The organism is Crocinitomix algicola (genome assembly GCF_001661595.2).
GTDB lineage: Bacteria > Bacteroidota > Bacteroidia > Flavobacteriales_D > Crocinitomicaceae > Crocinitomix > Crocinitomix algicola.
Window position 1 is genome coordinate 41,899 of record NZ_LYPF02000002.1, and the last position, 13,302, is coordinate 55,200.

Below are 13,302 nucleotides of genomic sequence, written 5' to 3' on the forward strand. Positions count from 1 at the left end.
TAAATCAAAACTTATGAAAAGATTGGATATTAATTATTCCTTACAAGCTATGGATGTGCTTGTAAGTCTTGCACGCTATAATTTTGTCTTGCGAACAACAAACGACTACACTAAAAAAGTTCTTGATTTTGGGTGCGGATCAGGATATGGAACTAAAGTGTTGAAAGAACGGTTTAAAAATGTTGATTCTTTTGATGTTTACCCCGATGGTTATCTACCAGAAGGAATGGAGGTAAATCAAGACATAAATTCAGTGAAAAATAATAAATATGATTTAATTACTTGTTTTGAAGTTATTGAACACATGGATGAAGCTGCGCAACATCAATTGATGGACGATTTAAAAAGTTTGCTAAATCCAAATGGAATATTGTATATTTCAACTGTCCGGAAAATGGATCCCCCTCCGACAGAAAACCGAAAAGTTGAGCATATTAGAGAATTGAGTTTTGAGGAGTTACTAGCGTTTTGCACGGGTCGATTTGAAAATGTATTCACATTTGGACAAATCGACCAAAATATATCAACTTTTTACAAAGAAAATCATTACCACTTTGTATTTATAGCAACTGGACCGAAAGGTGATTAAGTTATAATTTACTTTCTATACTCATGATCATATTTTTAATGAGTGAGTTCCATAAGAATTGAGTTTTAATTTTTTGTAAGGAACGCCTTCTTAGATTTTCTAGTCTTGGTAGGTCTGTATTTATGAGATTTAATAAGGCGGAGGTGAGCGCATTAGCATCGTGTGTTGGGATACAGAAGCCATTGGTATGGTCGACCAACATTTCGACGGCTCCGGTATCGGTGGCAACAATTGCAAGGCCTCTCGCCATTCCTTCCAAGATTACATTTGGCATACCCTCAGCATGACTTGGACAAACGAGTACATCCATATTGTCCAAAATGTCACAAATTTCTGATTTAGAATTCAATTGACCATGATAGGTAAACTTTGGGTCTTTTAGTTGTTTTTCTTTTGGAATAGGCCCAATAAAATGAAATTCATAAGTTAATTCAGTTGGAAGATTTTCTAAAACGCTATTGAGATCTTTGAGACCTTTTCGTTCTTCGTCCCTTCCCATGAAAACAAATTTTAATGGCGATTGGCTCGATTGTATGTCATTGCGAAGCCAATCGCTATTGAGGCCTGAAGTAAAATCAAGTACGTTTTCACGTTTAACTTTAAACTCTTTTAAAATTAAATCTGTGATTTTTCCACCATAAGAAAAGATATAGTCGGCATTTTCATTATTCCATTTCGTTGGCTTTTTAAGTAATTTCGATTCAATTTTTTGTTTCAAAGATGGCATGTCTTGAAACATTTCATATCCATGAAACTTAACCCCAATTGGAGGTAGCTTGATGTCTTTCTTTTTTAATGCCAACGCATGCCAAGCTGTATATCCCTTGGCGTAAATAAAATCAAACTGCGAAAAATCAATCGACTCATACACTAGTTGACTGTATTTATATGAATTACGAATATAGTGCCCTGGAAATTTTCCCGGTTTAGGAAAGTGTAAACCAATTATTTTGTCCAGTTTCGTTGTTGTATCACCAAATAACTCTTTATTAACATCAGTTTCACTTGGTATACTTTGATGATGACTGACACAATGCACGAGGGTAACTTCGACACCTTGTAAGGTAAAGTATTTTGCCAAATTGGCAGAATGACGTTGCATGCCACCTGTTACATACGGTGTAATACCATCTGTGATTAACAGAATTTTCATTTAATTTAGTTTTAAGAGCTTTTTAAAGATGAACTTCAATCCTTTAGGATGGAATGGTGTTATTTTTTCAATCCAAATATAAAGCTTAAACAGTTTTAACTGATGGCTTGATTGAATTGTGCTTAGAATTTTTTCGATTAATCTACGATAATTACTCGAATCAATTGTACCAATTCTTTTTTGGTAATTAATAATGGATAAGGCTTCAAATAAGGTGCCGCCCAAAAGTTTTTTTTTATGCGGATTCAGTAAAGGATAAAAATCACCATAATACTGAATGCAGGCATCCACAAATTTGGTGTAGAATTTATTTTTTTTATCCGTCAGTCTTTCATTGTCTATTCGATAGTATATGTCAATTGTACTTTCGTTACAAATCTTCAGTTTACTTTCGACCAATAGTGCTCGTGTATGCAATTCAACATCTTGAAGCCTCTGGTAAGTAATGTTAAACCCATCTAATTTTTGAACAAACTCCTTTTTCCAAACAGGCTGCATCGTTTGCCAAGGCAATTGATGTTTAATGAATAGGTTTAGAGTTTCTTCATTTGACCATTGTTTTAGCCACCAGAACTCAGAGGAAGATATGTCATTTTGAGTTGATCTAAAGATCCCCATATTAAATACCCACAAATCAAAATTAGGTTCCTGACGAATTATTTCGATTCTATTCTCGATACAGGAGGGAGTCATTAAATCGTCAGCATCAAAAAACAAAATATAATCTCCTTTGGCCAATTTTATGCCTTGATTCCGGCAGCTGTTCGCTCCCTTATTTGTGCCATTTAAAATAGGGGTTATTTTTTCACACTTTTTCGCGTAAGATTTAATGATGTTTTGTGTTCCGTCGTTCGAATTATCGTCAATTAATATTAGCTCCCATTCATGAGTTGACTGAGCCAAAATAGAATCCAACGTATCACCTAAATAAGCTTTCTTATTGTAGCAAGGAATTATAATGGAGACGGTTAAATTCAATTCTTAAGTTTTGTGGATACAATTATAATAAATAGATCTGTTTAATGTGAATTAAGCTTGTTAAATAATTGAAAAGCAATAGCTTTCTGATTTTGATCAATGTAATTTTAATTTTCTCTTAAAATAAAACTTTAATCCTTTGACGTAGAAAGGAATTGCTCGTTCAATTTGGAGGTAATTGTTTATGATTCGTTTGCATTGAGGATCATGTATGTTATTCAAGAGAGACAAAGAAAGCTCTTTAAATAGTTCATTTGAAATTTTATTGGTTTTTTTTTGGTAGCTAATAATGGTTAATGCTTCAAAAATTGTCCCCACTAATAAGTTGCGCTGATGCGTTGAAACTTCAGCGTAAAATGTTTGATAAAATTTGATACAACTCGCTACAAATTCGCTGTAGAAAGTTGGATAACTAACCGTCATTCTTTTGTCACTTATCCTATAGAATGTTCCGTATTTTGAATTTGGAAATGTTTTAAAATTTATTCCAGAAAGTAGAGCCCTCGTGTGTAATTCAACATCTTGTAATCTTGAGAACTCAGTATTAAATCCTTGAATTCGAGTAATTGCTTCTTTACTCCAAATAACTTGTGGGGTTCCCCATGGGATTTGATGCATTAAAAATTTTTCGACTATATAATCTGTTTTTTCTGGAACTTTCCAAAAATATTTTTGGGAAGTGTCTCCAATTTCCTCATTAAATACACCCATGTTGAACACCCAAGCATCAAAATTTTGATTAGATTTAATTTGATTAAAATGATTTTGAAAACAGTCATTTAAAATTAAGTCATCGGCATCAAAAAAGAGGATATACTTCCCACTAGCCATGGATAGGCCCTGGTTTCTACAATGGTTCGCACCTTTGTTTTCAGTATTTAAGACATATTTAATCCTTTCTGATTGGTTGGCATTCTTTTGTATAATCGCTGCGGTATTATCCGTAGAACCATCATCAATCAATATCAATTCCCATAATTTAAATGATTGACCCTGAATGTGGTCAATGGTTTCTTGTAAAAACTCTACTTTATTGTAACAGGGGATTATTATGGATAATTCCGACTTCAAATTCACTAAATTTTACCCCTAAAGATAGTATAATTCTTTATTCTTACTCAGCTTGGGATGGTTTCAAATTGCGTGAAACCCCATTCATCCAATCGGCTATGAATTGGCTTGCTTTTGCACCAGATTCGGAGTAAAGGTGGTTACCATCGGTGTAGATGTAATCACGATTAAAAGGTGTCATGTCCAAGTAGCCGTTTGACATCTCAATCATAGGTTCTATTATAGAATCAAAATCAGGCATTAATTCGTTTTCGATGGCATAGATTGATGATGAAACGGGGAGACGAATAAGGTAAACTTTTCCGTATTCTTTGAAGTATGAGATTGTTTGTTCAAGATAGTGTAAACGAACTTGTGATAGTTTTGCTTGTTGAAGGTATTTACTTCTGTAATTTTTCACTTTTTTAGTAACGCGTTTCTGAACCTCTTCTGAGCTCATGTCAATGTCAAAAACTTCTAACCAACCGTCATTGTGTAGTAGGATTTTATCGTTGGCTTTAATTAATATATGGCGATAATTGCCATCTAAATTTTTATATAAATATTCATAGTTGGGAAATGCATTTACATTTTCTGTAATGGCAACACAACTATTTCTTTCTCTAAATTGTGATTCATCATTTGGGTCGTGGCAATAACTGCTAATCGACCACGGATCGACGGAGACGATGAATGTACCTCCTTTTTCTTTGTTGTGTTTCTTTTTGATACTTTCGAAATACGATCTTCCGTATGGACTGTGTGAAACGGTAAAAGAGTAGTTGTAAAATGCTATACCCAATTCTTTCTCTAGTACTTCAGGTTGTATCCCTTGCGCGGATTTTGACGTACCTACAATCAAATTTTTTTGAGGAGGACTGGTAAATCGTAAATAGAACGGATCTGTGGTACCACCCGCAAGAAATCCAAGACCGAATAAAAACAATACAACAGGGATTAAAAAAAGCACGGTTAATTTAATAAATCGTTTCATCAGACTTAGAATTGAAAATAAATAAATTCTTGCGGACTTCCATTAAACCAAAAAATCGCTAAGAGAATGAGATAATAAAAGCCATATTTTAGACTTTTGATTCGGTAAAACCTGAAGTGTTCAATGGCAAATTGTTGTTTTCTTCCTAACCATTCAACCAGAATGAAAAGGCATATTAATACTAAAACAGTCAACGGGTGAAACCGGGTTCCTACGAAGTCGATTCCACTGTATTGGATTAATGATTTTGAAAAAATACGGTTGATTATTTCAAAAGCATGGTGAACGGAATCTGCCCTAAAAAAAATCCATGCGATACACGTGAGCGAAAAGGTGAAAATAATTTGCATGAATACTTTAAAGGGTGGAATATTGGAATTGTCACTCACGTTATTCAAGTATTTTCGGTTTTTTTCAGTCAGCAGTAAGGGTAGAAAAAATAGAGCATTTAATCCTCCCCAAACAATAAAAGTCCAGTTAGCGCCGTGCCAAAAACCACTTACCAGAAAAATAATAAAAGTATTCCTGATTTTTTTCAAGATATTTCCTTTACTGCCACCTAGAGGAATATAGAGGTAGTCTCGAAACCATGTAGATAAAGAGATGTGCCACCTTCTCCAAAATTCGGCAATGTTCCGCGAAAAATAGGGGAAAGCAAAGTTTTGTTTTAGATCGAATCCAAATAGGCGTGCTGTTCCAATGGCAATATCCGAATAACCTGAAAAATCACCGTAAATTTGGAATGCAAAGAAAAACGCGGCTAAGGCAAGTGAGTTTCCACTAACCTCTCCAGATTGGCTATAAATTTGATTAACAATTTCCGCAGCATTATCAGCAATCACAATTTTCTTAAAAAGTCCCCAAAGTATTTGCCGCATACCATTAACAGCATTTTTATAGTCAAATTTTCGTGCATTTTCAAATTGGGGAAGAAGGTGTGAAGCCCTTTCGATAGGACCTGCCACCAATTGAGGGAAAAAGCTCACGAAAGCAGCAAATGATAGAAAACTATGTGTTGCTTTAATATTTTGGCGATAAACATCAATTGTATAGCTTAAGGTTTGAAAGGTGTAAAAACTAATGCCAACTGGAAGGATAATATTTAGACTGCTTTGGTTAACGTGTATCCCAATTGAATTAAAAGCAAGTGTGAAATTTTCAATGAAAAAATTGTAATATTTAAAAAATCCTAATAGTCCTATGTTTACGAGAATGCTAATCCATAATAAAAGTTTACGCGCTATTTTTTTATGCGATCGACTGAGAAATATTCCGATGGAATAATCAACAATGGTGCTAAATAGTATGAGACCTAAAAATTTCCAATCCCACCATCCGTAGAAAAAATAACTGGCAACCAGAATTAACAGGTTTTGATAGGATAACTTTCGATTAGGAATTAGCCAGTAGCATCCAAAAACAAGGGGTAAAAAAAGGATGAATTCAATCGAATTAAAAAGCATGGGTTAAAATGTATTTGGCCTACTAATTTAAAAAGGTTTTTTATTTGTGATCATTTTTTTTAGAAATTCGGCAGCCTTGAACCCTAATAATTGATAAAATGCTATATAAAGGCGACCGGTAGTTGGAGAAGGTTGAGGATTGAATTTTTTGTGAATGTATTGTTTGTAATATTTATAGGCAAGATCTTTATTGTAAGGGTATAACAATCGAATTGCATCAAATAAATTTTGATAAACTTCTGGGATAATTTTAGAAGGTCTTTTTTGCTGTAAATGACTAAAAATTTTGACTCTTAAGTTAGTGTAATTTTCCCATTTTTTTTTAAAGTTTTGTTGAGAGATAGATCCTTCTACTCGTTGTCTAATGGTTGTATTAATTTCAGAATCAAAAACGATTTCTTTATTCTGTTTTAATATTTGAAACATTAAATCATATTCCTGCGAACTGGAAAGAGATTCTGGCCATTTAACGGATTCATTAAATATGTCTTTTTTAAAGAAATTAGCACAAGTATTCCCTAAATCGGTATTCATCAACATTAGCCACATGTTCTTTTGGTCATCTTCATGGTACACTCGCTTAAATAATAGGTCTCCCATCATTGAAATTCTGATGAAACTACCAATAATCATGACTGGATTATTATTTGCTATGGCAAGTTGAACTTGATGCTCAATTTTGTGAGGTTGCAAAAGATCATCTGCATCTAAAAATTGAATGTATGTTGCGTCCGAATGTAATATTCCATTGTTTCTTGCGCTAGCAGCACCTTTGTTTGTTTGCTGTATAATAGAAATTTTACGAGTCGAATTATTTTGGATTTTTTTTAATACCTCAAGTGTATTATCCTCGCTGCCATCATCGATACAAATTATGTCTAAATCAGTGTAAGTTTGCTCTTCGACACTTTTGATACAGGCAGTGATGAATTCAGAAACATTGTAGCATGGAATAATTACTGATACCTTCATAATTTTGTCAATCTGAATCCAAATCCTTAACCCCCAAAATTAATAAAATTTCCTGTTGCTTAGAATTTATCAGTACTTAAACGCCTATGACTCGCGCATAATTTCAAGTAATTTTTCAGTCAAATGATTGATGTCAAATTGATTTATATTGAATGATGGATTGAAAGAAAGCGATTCATTTTTCCATTCATTATAAAGTTTTTTGATACCGGGAAGCATATTATTAGCGTCGACCCAATAGCCAATTCGATTATCTTCTATATAACGTGCAGTGTCGCCCCATTTTGAGAACACCACAATTGGTTTTTTAAAAGCAACATATTCGCAAAACTTAGTGCTTAGCGAATAAGTAATGTCATCTGAGAGAAAGAGTAGACCTGCAGTGGACAAATTTATTTTTTCATGTATTTCGGCAATAGGTAGAGGCTTATTATTTTGAATAATATCATATTTTTTACTCAGCTCATCAATGTAATTTGATTTACTACCATAAAATTCAAAGCTTAAAGCGTTGTATATTTCAGGGAAGTCTTTTTTAAGTGTTTTTAATAAGGATTCAAGATTTTCTGTAACGATTATTGAATTATTATAAAATGTGCCAGCAAAAATAAGCTGAAGCTTTTGAGAGTTGGGTCGAGACAAAATTTGATTCTCGATTTCGTCAGTATCGAAACCGTTTGGCAACACATAAAACTTAGATTTTTGTTTTTCGGACTTCATCAAATCTTTCGATATTTGATTGGCTACGGTGATGATTTTATCAAATTTATCGATAACAATTTCTTCCGCTTGTACTTCGTATTGGAAACGTGAATGATTCATACTTTCAATACCATAAGAAGTGCGATTTGTAACCCATGGATCTCTGAAGTCTACAATAAATTCTATATTGGGATAAGCGTCTTTAATTTCAGTTAAGTAAAAGGCAAGTTTAAAAGGCGCAACGCTTACGATTAAGTGGGTGTAAGTATTTGAATCCAATTCATTTTTTACTGCGGTAAGAAAAGTCTTTTTATCGGTTGCGGTTTTATCGTAATAATTACCCTTGGCTTTGAGCTTGTAGAGAAATAAGTTAATTCTGTAGGAAAGTTTGGCGTATATTGATTTCGGATTTGTACCCAGAACTTTCGGGTATTTAGATTTTAACCGGATGATATTTTGCTCTAATTTTTCTAGTTTTCCTTGATTATTTCCATTTGTTTTTTGGGCAAATGTTATGACCTTAAAGTCAATGTTTTTTTTCAATAAATAGGTCGAAAACTTAGTCCATCTTCTACCACCAACTTCCCTGTTTGGGGTAAATGCATAAGATATAATTAGGGCTTTCATGGTAATATACAAAACGTTTAGCAGGTAAAGATAAGTTTATTTTAAACCTATCCTAAATCTCGGCCTTTACTATATTCCTCTATTTTGTTTTGAATAAAAAATTCTTGTTCGGTTAGTTCCATGCTCTTCAAAATCAACTGTTTTAATTCAATTTCATTCTCAGCACAAATTGATTTGATTTTAGTATTTGGTAATGGGAACAATGCATTGTTCGGGAATAAAATGGATTTAAATCCCATATATATTCTTTCATGAATGAGTGAAGTGTTGAACGCTACAGCTAACTCAACTTCATCGAAAGTAAAATGGGAAGGCTGATTCGGATTATTGTAAGAAAATTTAAGATTACCTAAGACCTGATTATAATGTTTGTTGACGGCTTCCATTCCAAGTTTTCGTTCTTTTGGATGCAGAAATATGATCAATTCATATGCGGGGTGCGATTCAATAATTGCCTTGAGGGATTTGAGGACAGTTTTTTCTGCAGCCATCATATCTACGCCTTGATCTATATGGTCGAGCTGAGCTCTAACGTAACTTGCCGTCGAATAGAAGCCAATTTTATTACGTCCTTTTTCAAATGTTATATTTTGGTATGCGCTGTGGTATTCGTAAATTTTTTCAGGACCCCAAATAGCCAAATCATCATATTCAATGGTGTCTTTTTGATAATCAACTTCTTCTTTTTGGTATCCACCAGTAAGTATAAGTGAATTTGTCGAAATATTTTTATTCCACAAACTTAGTGGGGCCATGGATAATATTTTTGTTATGTAATGCCCCTTTTTCATTAAGTGGTGCGAAATATAATTGGAACTTAAATCATAGATGCTGAAAAAGTAAACATTAAGCTTCGTATCGTTCGGTATGATTTTTTTCAGGTTTTGCTTAATGATTAGGTGATTAATTAATTCGGCAAAACTCGTTTTATCCTTATAAAAAAGGCTTGTAATAAAGCTAATAATAACAACAGGACAGAATTTGAAAAGTGTTACAAACTTTTGGATATTGGTTTCAAAGCCGATTAGTTCTTCTGAGAACACACCAGAAAACACACCATCTTGTTGGTAAAATTTAAGGTACTTTTTACGCAGCTCATAGCTCGAGCTACTCACATCAAAAATGACGTTTTTTGATGTTATTTTTTCGAGTTTTATAGGTGGCTTAAAAAAAAGCTTGATATAATTTCGGAGTACTAATAATGGTCTGCTAGCATCTCGTTTACCAAATTTAAAAGAACGTCCAAACGTGTGATTAACAATTATTTGGTTTCGTTTGGTTTGAGCTGCCGAAAAAACTTTATAAAAAAGTAATTTGTACATTATAAATTAAGAATGTTTAAGACAGCGTCTTCTCCAACAATATATTCAATAAATTCTCTAAATGCACCATCTCCGCCACGCGTTTTTGTCACGTAGTCAACTTCTTTTTGAATATAAAGTGGTGCATTTGAAGGAGCACAACTGAAACCGACTTTACGAAGTAAATGCAAGTCGCCAATATCATCACCTATATAGGCTACGTCTTGCCAATCTACTTTAAACTGAGATAAAATTTCTTTTGCTACACTTACCTTATCAGAGATTCCTTGGTGTAGAATTTCAATTTTTAATTTTTCGGCTCTTCTTGCAACAATTTCCGTGTTTTCACCAGTAATTATGCCTACGGGAATATTTAGTTTTTTGCAGATTAAAACACCTGCTGAATCGGAAGTATTGAATTTTTTTAATTCATTTCCATTTTGGTCGTAGTACATCCCGCCATCCGTCCAAACTCCATCAATGTCGGTCAAAACTAGTTTCGGATACTTCATTATTCGTAAACTATATAAGATTGAATTCCTGAGTATTTATTTCGTTCGATTCTATAATTATTAGTACCAAGAACCTCTCTTACTGCTTCCGTTTCCCCGGGGAATCCTGGGTCACATAATTCATCAAATCCAATAATAGCACCTTTGGTCAAATATGGTTTAATCAGTTTAAGGCATTCTAGTGTCGGTTCGTATATGTCAAAATCAAAATAGGCAAATGCAATAATTGTCTCGGGATGTTCGGCAAGGTATTTTTTTAAGGTCTCAGTTGCATTTCCTTTAATCACATAGTTTTTTTTGATGTGATTCAAAGGAGACTCATTAACATGGCACTGTAAGAGCTGTTCCAAATATTCTTCATAATTTTCAGAGACATTAAATGCTCCTTTTACATTATAATCGGCTTCCCCATCTTGTGAGGAAACAGAAGGAAATCCTTCAAATGTATCGAATCCTATAATTTTTCGTGAATGATTAAAAGGCTCATGAATTCCCCTTAAATTACTGAGCGTTACCAAATTTTGCCCCCAACGTACCCCAAGTTCCATTATGACACCATGGGTGTGAATTAACTTTGAGTATATTTCATTAAAGAAAAGAATTTTTGAAAGCTCTTGTCTTTTTAAAAATAAAGCACTGTTTGCTACTTTTTCCTCTTGAAAAATAGGACTTTCGTCAAACAGTTTAGTGAGGTTTGATCGATTGCTTTGCTCTTCTTGCGAAGATATTGTCTTTAATTTTGTGCTCATATTATTTGATCTAAATAAACGATTTCATCTTTAGGGATATCAACTTTAACGGTTTTTCCAACAACTTTGTCTTTGTCAATCCATTTAACACCGTCACCAGGCGATAACAAATGAATATCCTCTAATTTAATCACTGTTCCTTTTTTAAGGTCTTTATTTGTAGCAATTGACCGCTCAAGTTTGTTTTTTGCGGCTTCCGTATCGTTTACAATGAATATTTTTTCTTCGCCCAAAGATTGGTCCAAAATTCGAATATCTCTTACCATTCTGTGAACTCCATCAGGACCAAGAGATCCGGCCTGATCAGTTCCTTTCATTCTTCTATCTAAGGTAATATGTTTTTCAATAATTTTTGCACCTGATGCAACAGCCGCTACTGGAGTTGAAATACCAATTGTGTGGTCAGAGTACCCAATCACATAATTGCCATAATTTTTCAAAAGGTAATTTATGGTTTTTAAATTGACATTTTTAGGGTGGGTGGGATACTGAGAAACACAATGTAAAATTGATAGGTCTTCGTGATGCTTTGTAATCACATTAATCGCATCATCTAGTTCTTTTTTTCCAGCCATTCCAGTTGAAACAATAATGGGAATTTTTGTTTCTGCCAAGGCGTTAAGAAGAGGAAGATTTGTTAAGTCTCTACTGGCTACCTTTAATTTATCCGGGGTAAACAATTTTAACATGGAAAGGCATCCTATCGCACAAAGTGTTTCGACAAAATCTAATCCTTTTGATTTTGCATGTTTATATACTTCAAAGTGCTCTTCGTCACTAAGTTCTAAGACTTCGCGATGTTCGCCATAGGTTTTTCCGAAAGAATTATCATTGATATATGGACGCGCCATTTGAGATTGTGAAAGCTCTTGACTTAAATCTCGTTTTGTCAGTTTAACCGCATCCATTCCCAAAAGATTTTCTCCGAAAACATCATCTTTAATTGGTCTTGAAATTAGATCGATTATGAGTTTGGCAATCTCAACAGAACCATTGTGGTTTTGGCCAATTTCTCCGATTAAATAAGTGTGATTACTTTGCATTTTTATCGATTTCCTTTTGCATTTTGTCTAAAAGTAGTGGTTTATTTTGAATGACTTTCAATAATGTATTCAAATCTTTGGATTCGTATGTTATCCAATCTGAGTAAACTTCTTGAGCTGTTTCAAAATCAATTTTTGTATCAATTGTTAATCGTACATTTTGATGTTGATTTAGGACTGGGGGTATCGGTAAAAACAAAGCGTTAAATTTATCTTTATTTGGATAAAGAAAGTTGGTTACATGTTCGCGATACAAACTAGCATTTGTTAAATGACTAATCTTTTTTAAAAATTCAAGTTTAAAACATTCGGCGAATAATCCGATATGCGATAACATCACCGGTGTTTGATCTTGCCATTGGTAAGAAACATATTCCAAATGCTCTTTATGATTTAGTTGTTCTATTAATGGAGAAATATATTCCGGTAATAAAAAAGGATTGTCTGCACAAATCCGTACAATTTGTTCTGCATTAAACTCCTGCGCTGCATCAATAAAACGAGTCAAAACATCATTTTCATTACCTCGAAAAAAATTGATATTATGTTTTATTGCCACATTATTTAATTGCGCATCTGATTCGTTTAAACTGGTTGCTAGAATTATATTTTTCTCATCAAATTTAGATTTGAGACTTTCAATTAAAATATCGAGAATTGTGTTTTCCTCGTGAAAATTGTGAAGTATTTTTCCGGGTAGGCGAGTTGACCCTGTTCTCGCTTGTATTATAATTTTTGCAGACATTTTTTGACCTTTTACTTTAGGGAATCTACAAGCTTACGCTTATACTTTGACGTACTCAAACCATGACTTCGGTCACAGTAATGAATTGGTATTTCTAAATCAGCTCCTGTAATGGGTTTCCCTTTATAATCATCTCCAAGAAAACGAATGTTGAGGTTGTTATTTTTCATGATTTCTAAAAGCTCGTTCTCGGACGAATAAGTGATGACTTCATCAACAAATTTGCAGGCTTTCATGATTTCAACTCTTTCTTGAATTGTAAAAAGGGGAGCCATTTTATTGGGGTTTATTTGCGGATTGATATGTTCAGCAGTATTAAGTGCGACTAACAAATAGTCACAATTTTCTTTACATTCTTTTAGCATAAGAACGTGACCTAAATGAAATAGATCAAAAACGCCGCAGACAAATCCCTTTTTCATTC

14 protein-coding genes are annotated in these 13,302 nt (G+C 33.6%); 1 reads left to right on the top strand and 13 read right to left on the bottom strand.

Translation table 11 applies throughout. The features are described 5' to 3' along the window. Positions 1-13 precede the first annotated feature (13 nt). Positions 14-589 carry a class I SAM-dependent methyltransferase gene (locus A8143_RS01860; protein WP_066755430.1) on the top strand — a complete coding sequence of 192 codons (576 nt, stop codon included), beginning with the start codon at positions 14-16 and terminating at the stop codon, positions 587-589. Between the two features lies 1 nt (position 590). Here the strand turns inward: A8143_RS01860 and A8143_RS01865 are convergent, their stop codons facing one another. The 13 genes from A8143_RS01865 to A8143_RS01925 form a co-directional block, all read right to left on the bottom strand. After that, entirely contained in the window at positions 591-1,742 is a 1,152-nt protein-coding gene (locus A8143_RS01865; RefSeq protein ID WP_066755434.1) for a glycosyltransferase family 4 protein, read from the bottom strand. Next, positions 1,743-2,720 (bottom strand): glycosyltransferase family 2 protein, encoded by a 978-nt coding sequence (locus A8143_RS01870; protein WP_066755437.1) that lies wholly within the window; start codon positions 2,718-2,720, stop codon positions 1,743-1,745. 96 nt (positions 2,721-2,816) lie between these two features. Next, positions 2,817-3,797 (bottom strand): glycosyltransferase family 2 protein, encoded by a 981-nt coding sequence (locus A8143_RS01875; protein ID WP_066755440.1) that lies wholly within the window; start codon positions 3,795-3,797, stop codon positions 2,817-2,819. A gap of 37 nt (positions 3,798-3,834) precedes the next feature. Next, positions 3,835-4,764: a hypothetical protein gene (locus A8143_RS01880; RefSeq protein ID WP_066755441.1), complete on the bottom strand. Its 930-nt coding sequence runs from the start codon at positions 4,762-4,764 to the stop codon at positions 3,835-3,837. A gap of 5 nt (positions 4,765-4,769) precedes the next feature. Then, complete coding sequence (locus A8143_RS01885; RefSeq protein WP_066755444.1) at positions 4,770-6,227, bottom strand: MBOAT family O-acyltransferase; 1,458 nt, start codon at positions 6,225-6,227, stop codon at positions 4,770-4,772. Positions 6,228-6,254: 27 nt separating this feature from the next. Then, positions 6,255-7,199, bottom strand: coding sequence for a glycosyltransferase family 2 protein (locus tag A8143_RS01890; protein WP_066755447.1), 945 nt, complete (start codon positions 7,197-7,199; stop codon positions 6,255-6,257). A gap of 84 nt (positions 7,200-7,283) precedes the next feature. Then, complete coding sequence (locus A8143_RS01895; protein WP_066755450.1) at positions 7,284-8,528, bottom strand: glycosyltransferase family protein; 1,245 nt, start codon at positions 8,526-8,528, stop codon at positions 7,284-7,286. 47 nt (positions 8,529-8,575) lie between these two features. Further along, positions 8,576-9,850, bottom strand: a complete 1,275-nt coding sequence (locus A8143_RS01900) for a hypothetical protein (protein ID WP_066755453.1) — start codon at positions 9,848-9,850, stop codon at positions 8,576-8,578. Beyond that, entirely contained in the window at positions 9,850-10,341 is a 492-nt protein-coding gene (locus A8143_RS01905; RefSeq protein ID WP_066755456.1) for a KdsC family phosphatase, read from the bottom strand. The genes A8143_RS01900 and A8143_RS01905 overlap by 1 nt, the downstream gene beginning before the upstream one ends. Beyond that, entirely contained in the window at positions 10,341-11,090 is a 750-nt protein-coding gene (locus A8143_RS01910) for a crotonobetainyl-CoA--carnitine CoA-transferase (protein WP_066755459.1), read from the bottom strand. Before A8143_RS01910 ends, A8143_RS01905 begins: the two co-directional genes overlap by 1 nt. Further along, entirely contained in the window at positions 11,087-12,133 is a 1,047-nt protein-coding gene (locus A8143_RS01915; RefSeq protein WP_066755462.1) for an N-acetylneuraminate synthase family protein, read from the bottom strand. The genes A8143_RS01910 and A8143_RS01915 overlap by 4 nt, the downstream gene beginning before the upstream one ends. Further along, entirely contained in the window at positions 12,123-12,878 is a 756-nt protein-coding gene (locus A8143_RS01920) for a cytidylyltransferase domain-containing protein (RefSeq protein ID WP_083261176.1), read from the bottom strand. Before A8143_RS01920 ends, A8143_RS01915 begins: the two co-directional genes overlap by 11 nt. 11 nt (positions 12,879-12,889) lie before the next feature. Then, positions 12,890-13,300, bottom strand: a complete 411-nt coding sequence (locus A8143_RS01925; RefSeq protein ID WP_066755465.1) for an adenylyltransferase/cytidyltransferase family protein — start codon at positions 13,298-13,300, stop codon at positions 12,890-12,892. Positions 13,301-13,302: the final 2 nt, after the last annotated feature.

Excerpts from the sequence above, each read along its gene's own strand:
- A8143_RS01860 (WP_066755430.1), top strand. The coding sequence starts at position 14 with ATGAAAAGATTGGATATTAATTATTCCTTACAAGCTATGGATGTGCTT.
- A8143_RS01865 (WP_066755434.1), bottom strand. The coding sequence starts at position 1,742 with ATGAAAATTCTGTTAATCACAGATGGTATTACACCGTATGTAACAGGT.
- A8143_RS01880 (WP_066755441.1), bottom strand. The coding sequence starts at position 4,764 with ATGAAACGATTTATTAAATTAACCGTGCTTTTTTTAATCCCTGTTGTA.
- A8143_RS01885 (WP_066755444.1), bottom strand. The coding sequence starts at position 6,227 with ATGCTTTTTAATTCGATTGAATTCATCCTTTTTTTACCCCTTGTTTTT.
- A8143_RS01890 (WP_066755447.1), bottom strand. The coding sequence starts at position 7,199 with ATGAAGGTATCAGTAATTATTCCATGCTACAATGTTTCTGAATTCATC.
- A8143_RS01895 (WP_066755450.1), bottom strand. The coding sequence starts at position 8,528 with ATGAAAGCCCTAATTATATCTTATGCATTTACCCCAAACAGGGAAGTT.
- A8143_RS01900 (WP_066755453.1), bottom strand. The coding sequence starts at position 9,850 with ATGTACAAATTACTTTTTTATAAAGTTTTTTCGGCAGCTCAAACCAAA.
- A8143_RS01905 (WP_066755456.1), bottom strand. The coding sequence starts at position 10,341 with ATGAAGTATCCGAAACTAGTTTTGACCGACATTGATGGAGTTTGGACG.
- A8143_RS01910 (WP_066755459.1), bottom strand. The coding sequence starts at position 11,090 with ATGAGCACAAAATTAAAGACAATATCTTCGCAAGAAGAGCAAAGCAAT.
- A8143_RS01915 (WP_066755462.1), bottom strand. The coding sequence starts at position 12,133 with ATGCAAAGTAATCACACTTATTTAATCGGAGAAATTGGCCAAAACCAC.
- A8143_RS01920 (WP_083261176.1), bottom strand. The coding sequence starts at position 12,878 with ATGTCTGCAAAAATTATAATACAAGCGAGAACAGGGTCAACTCGCCTA.
- A8143_RS01925 (WP_066755465.1), bottom strand. The coding sequence starts at position 13,300 with ATGAAAAAGGGATTTGTCTGCGGCGTTTTTGATCTATTTCATTTAGGT.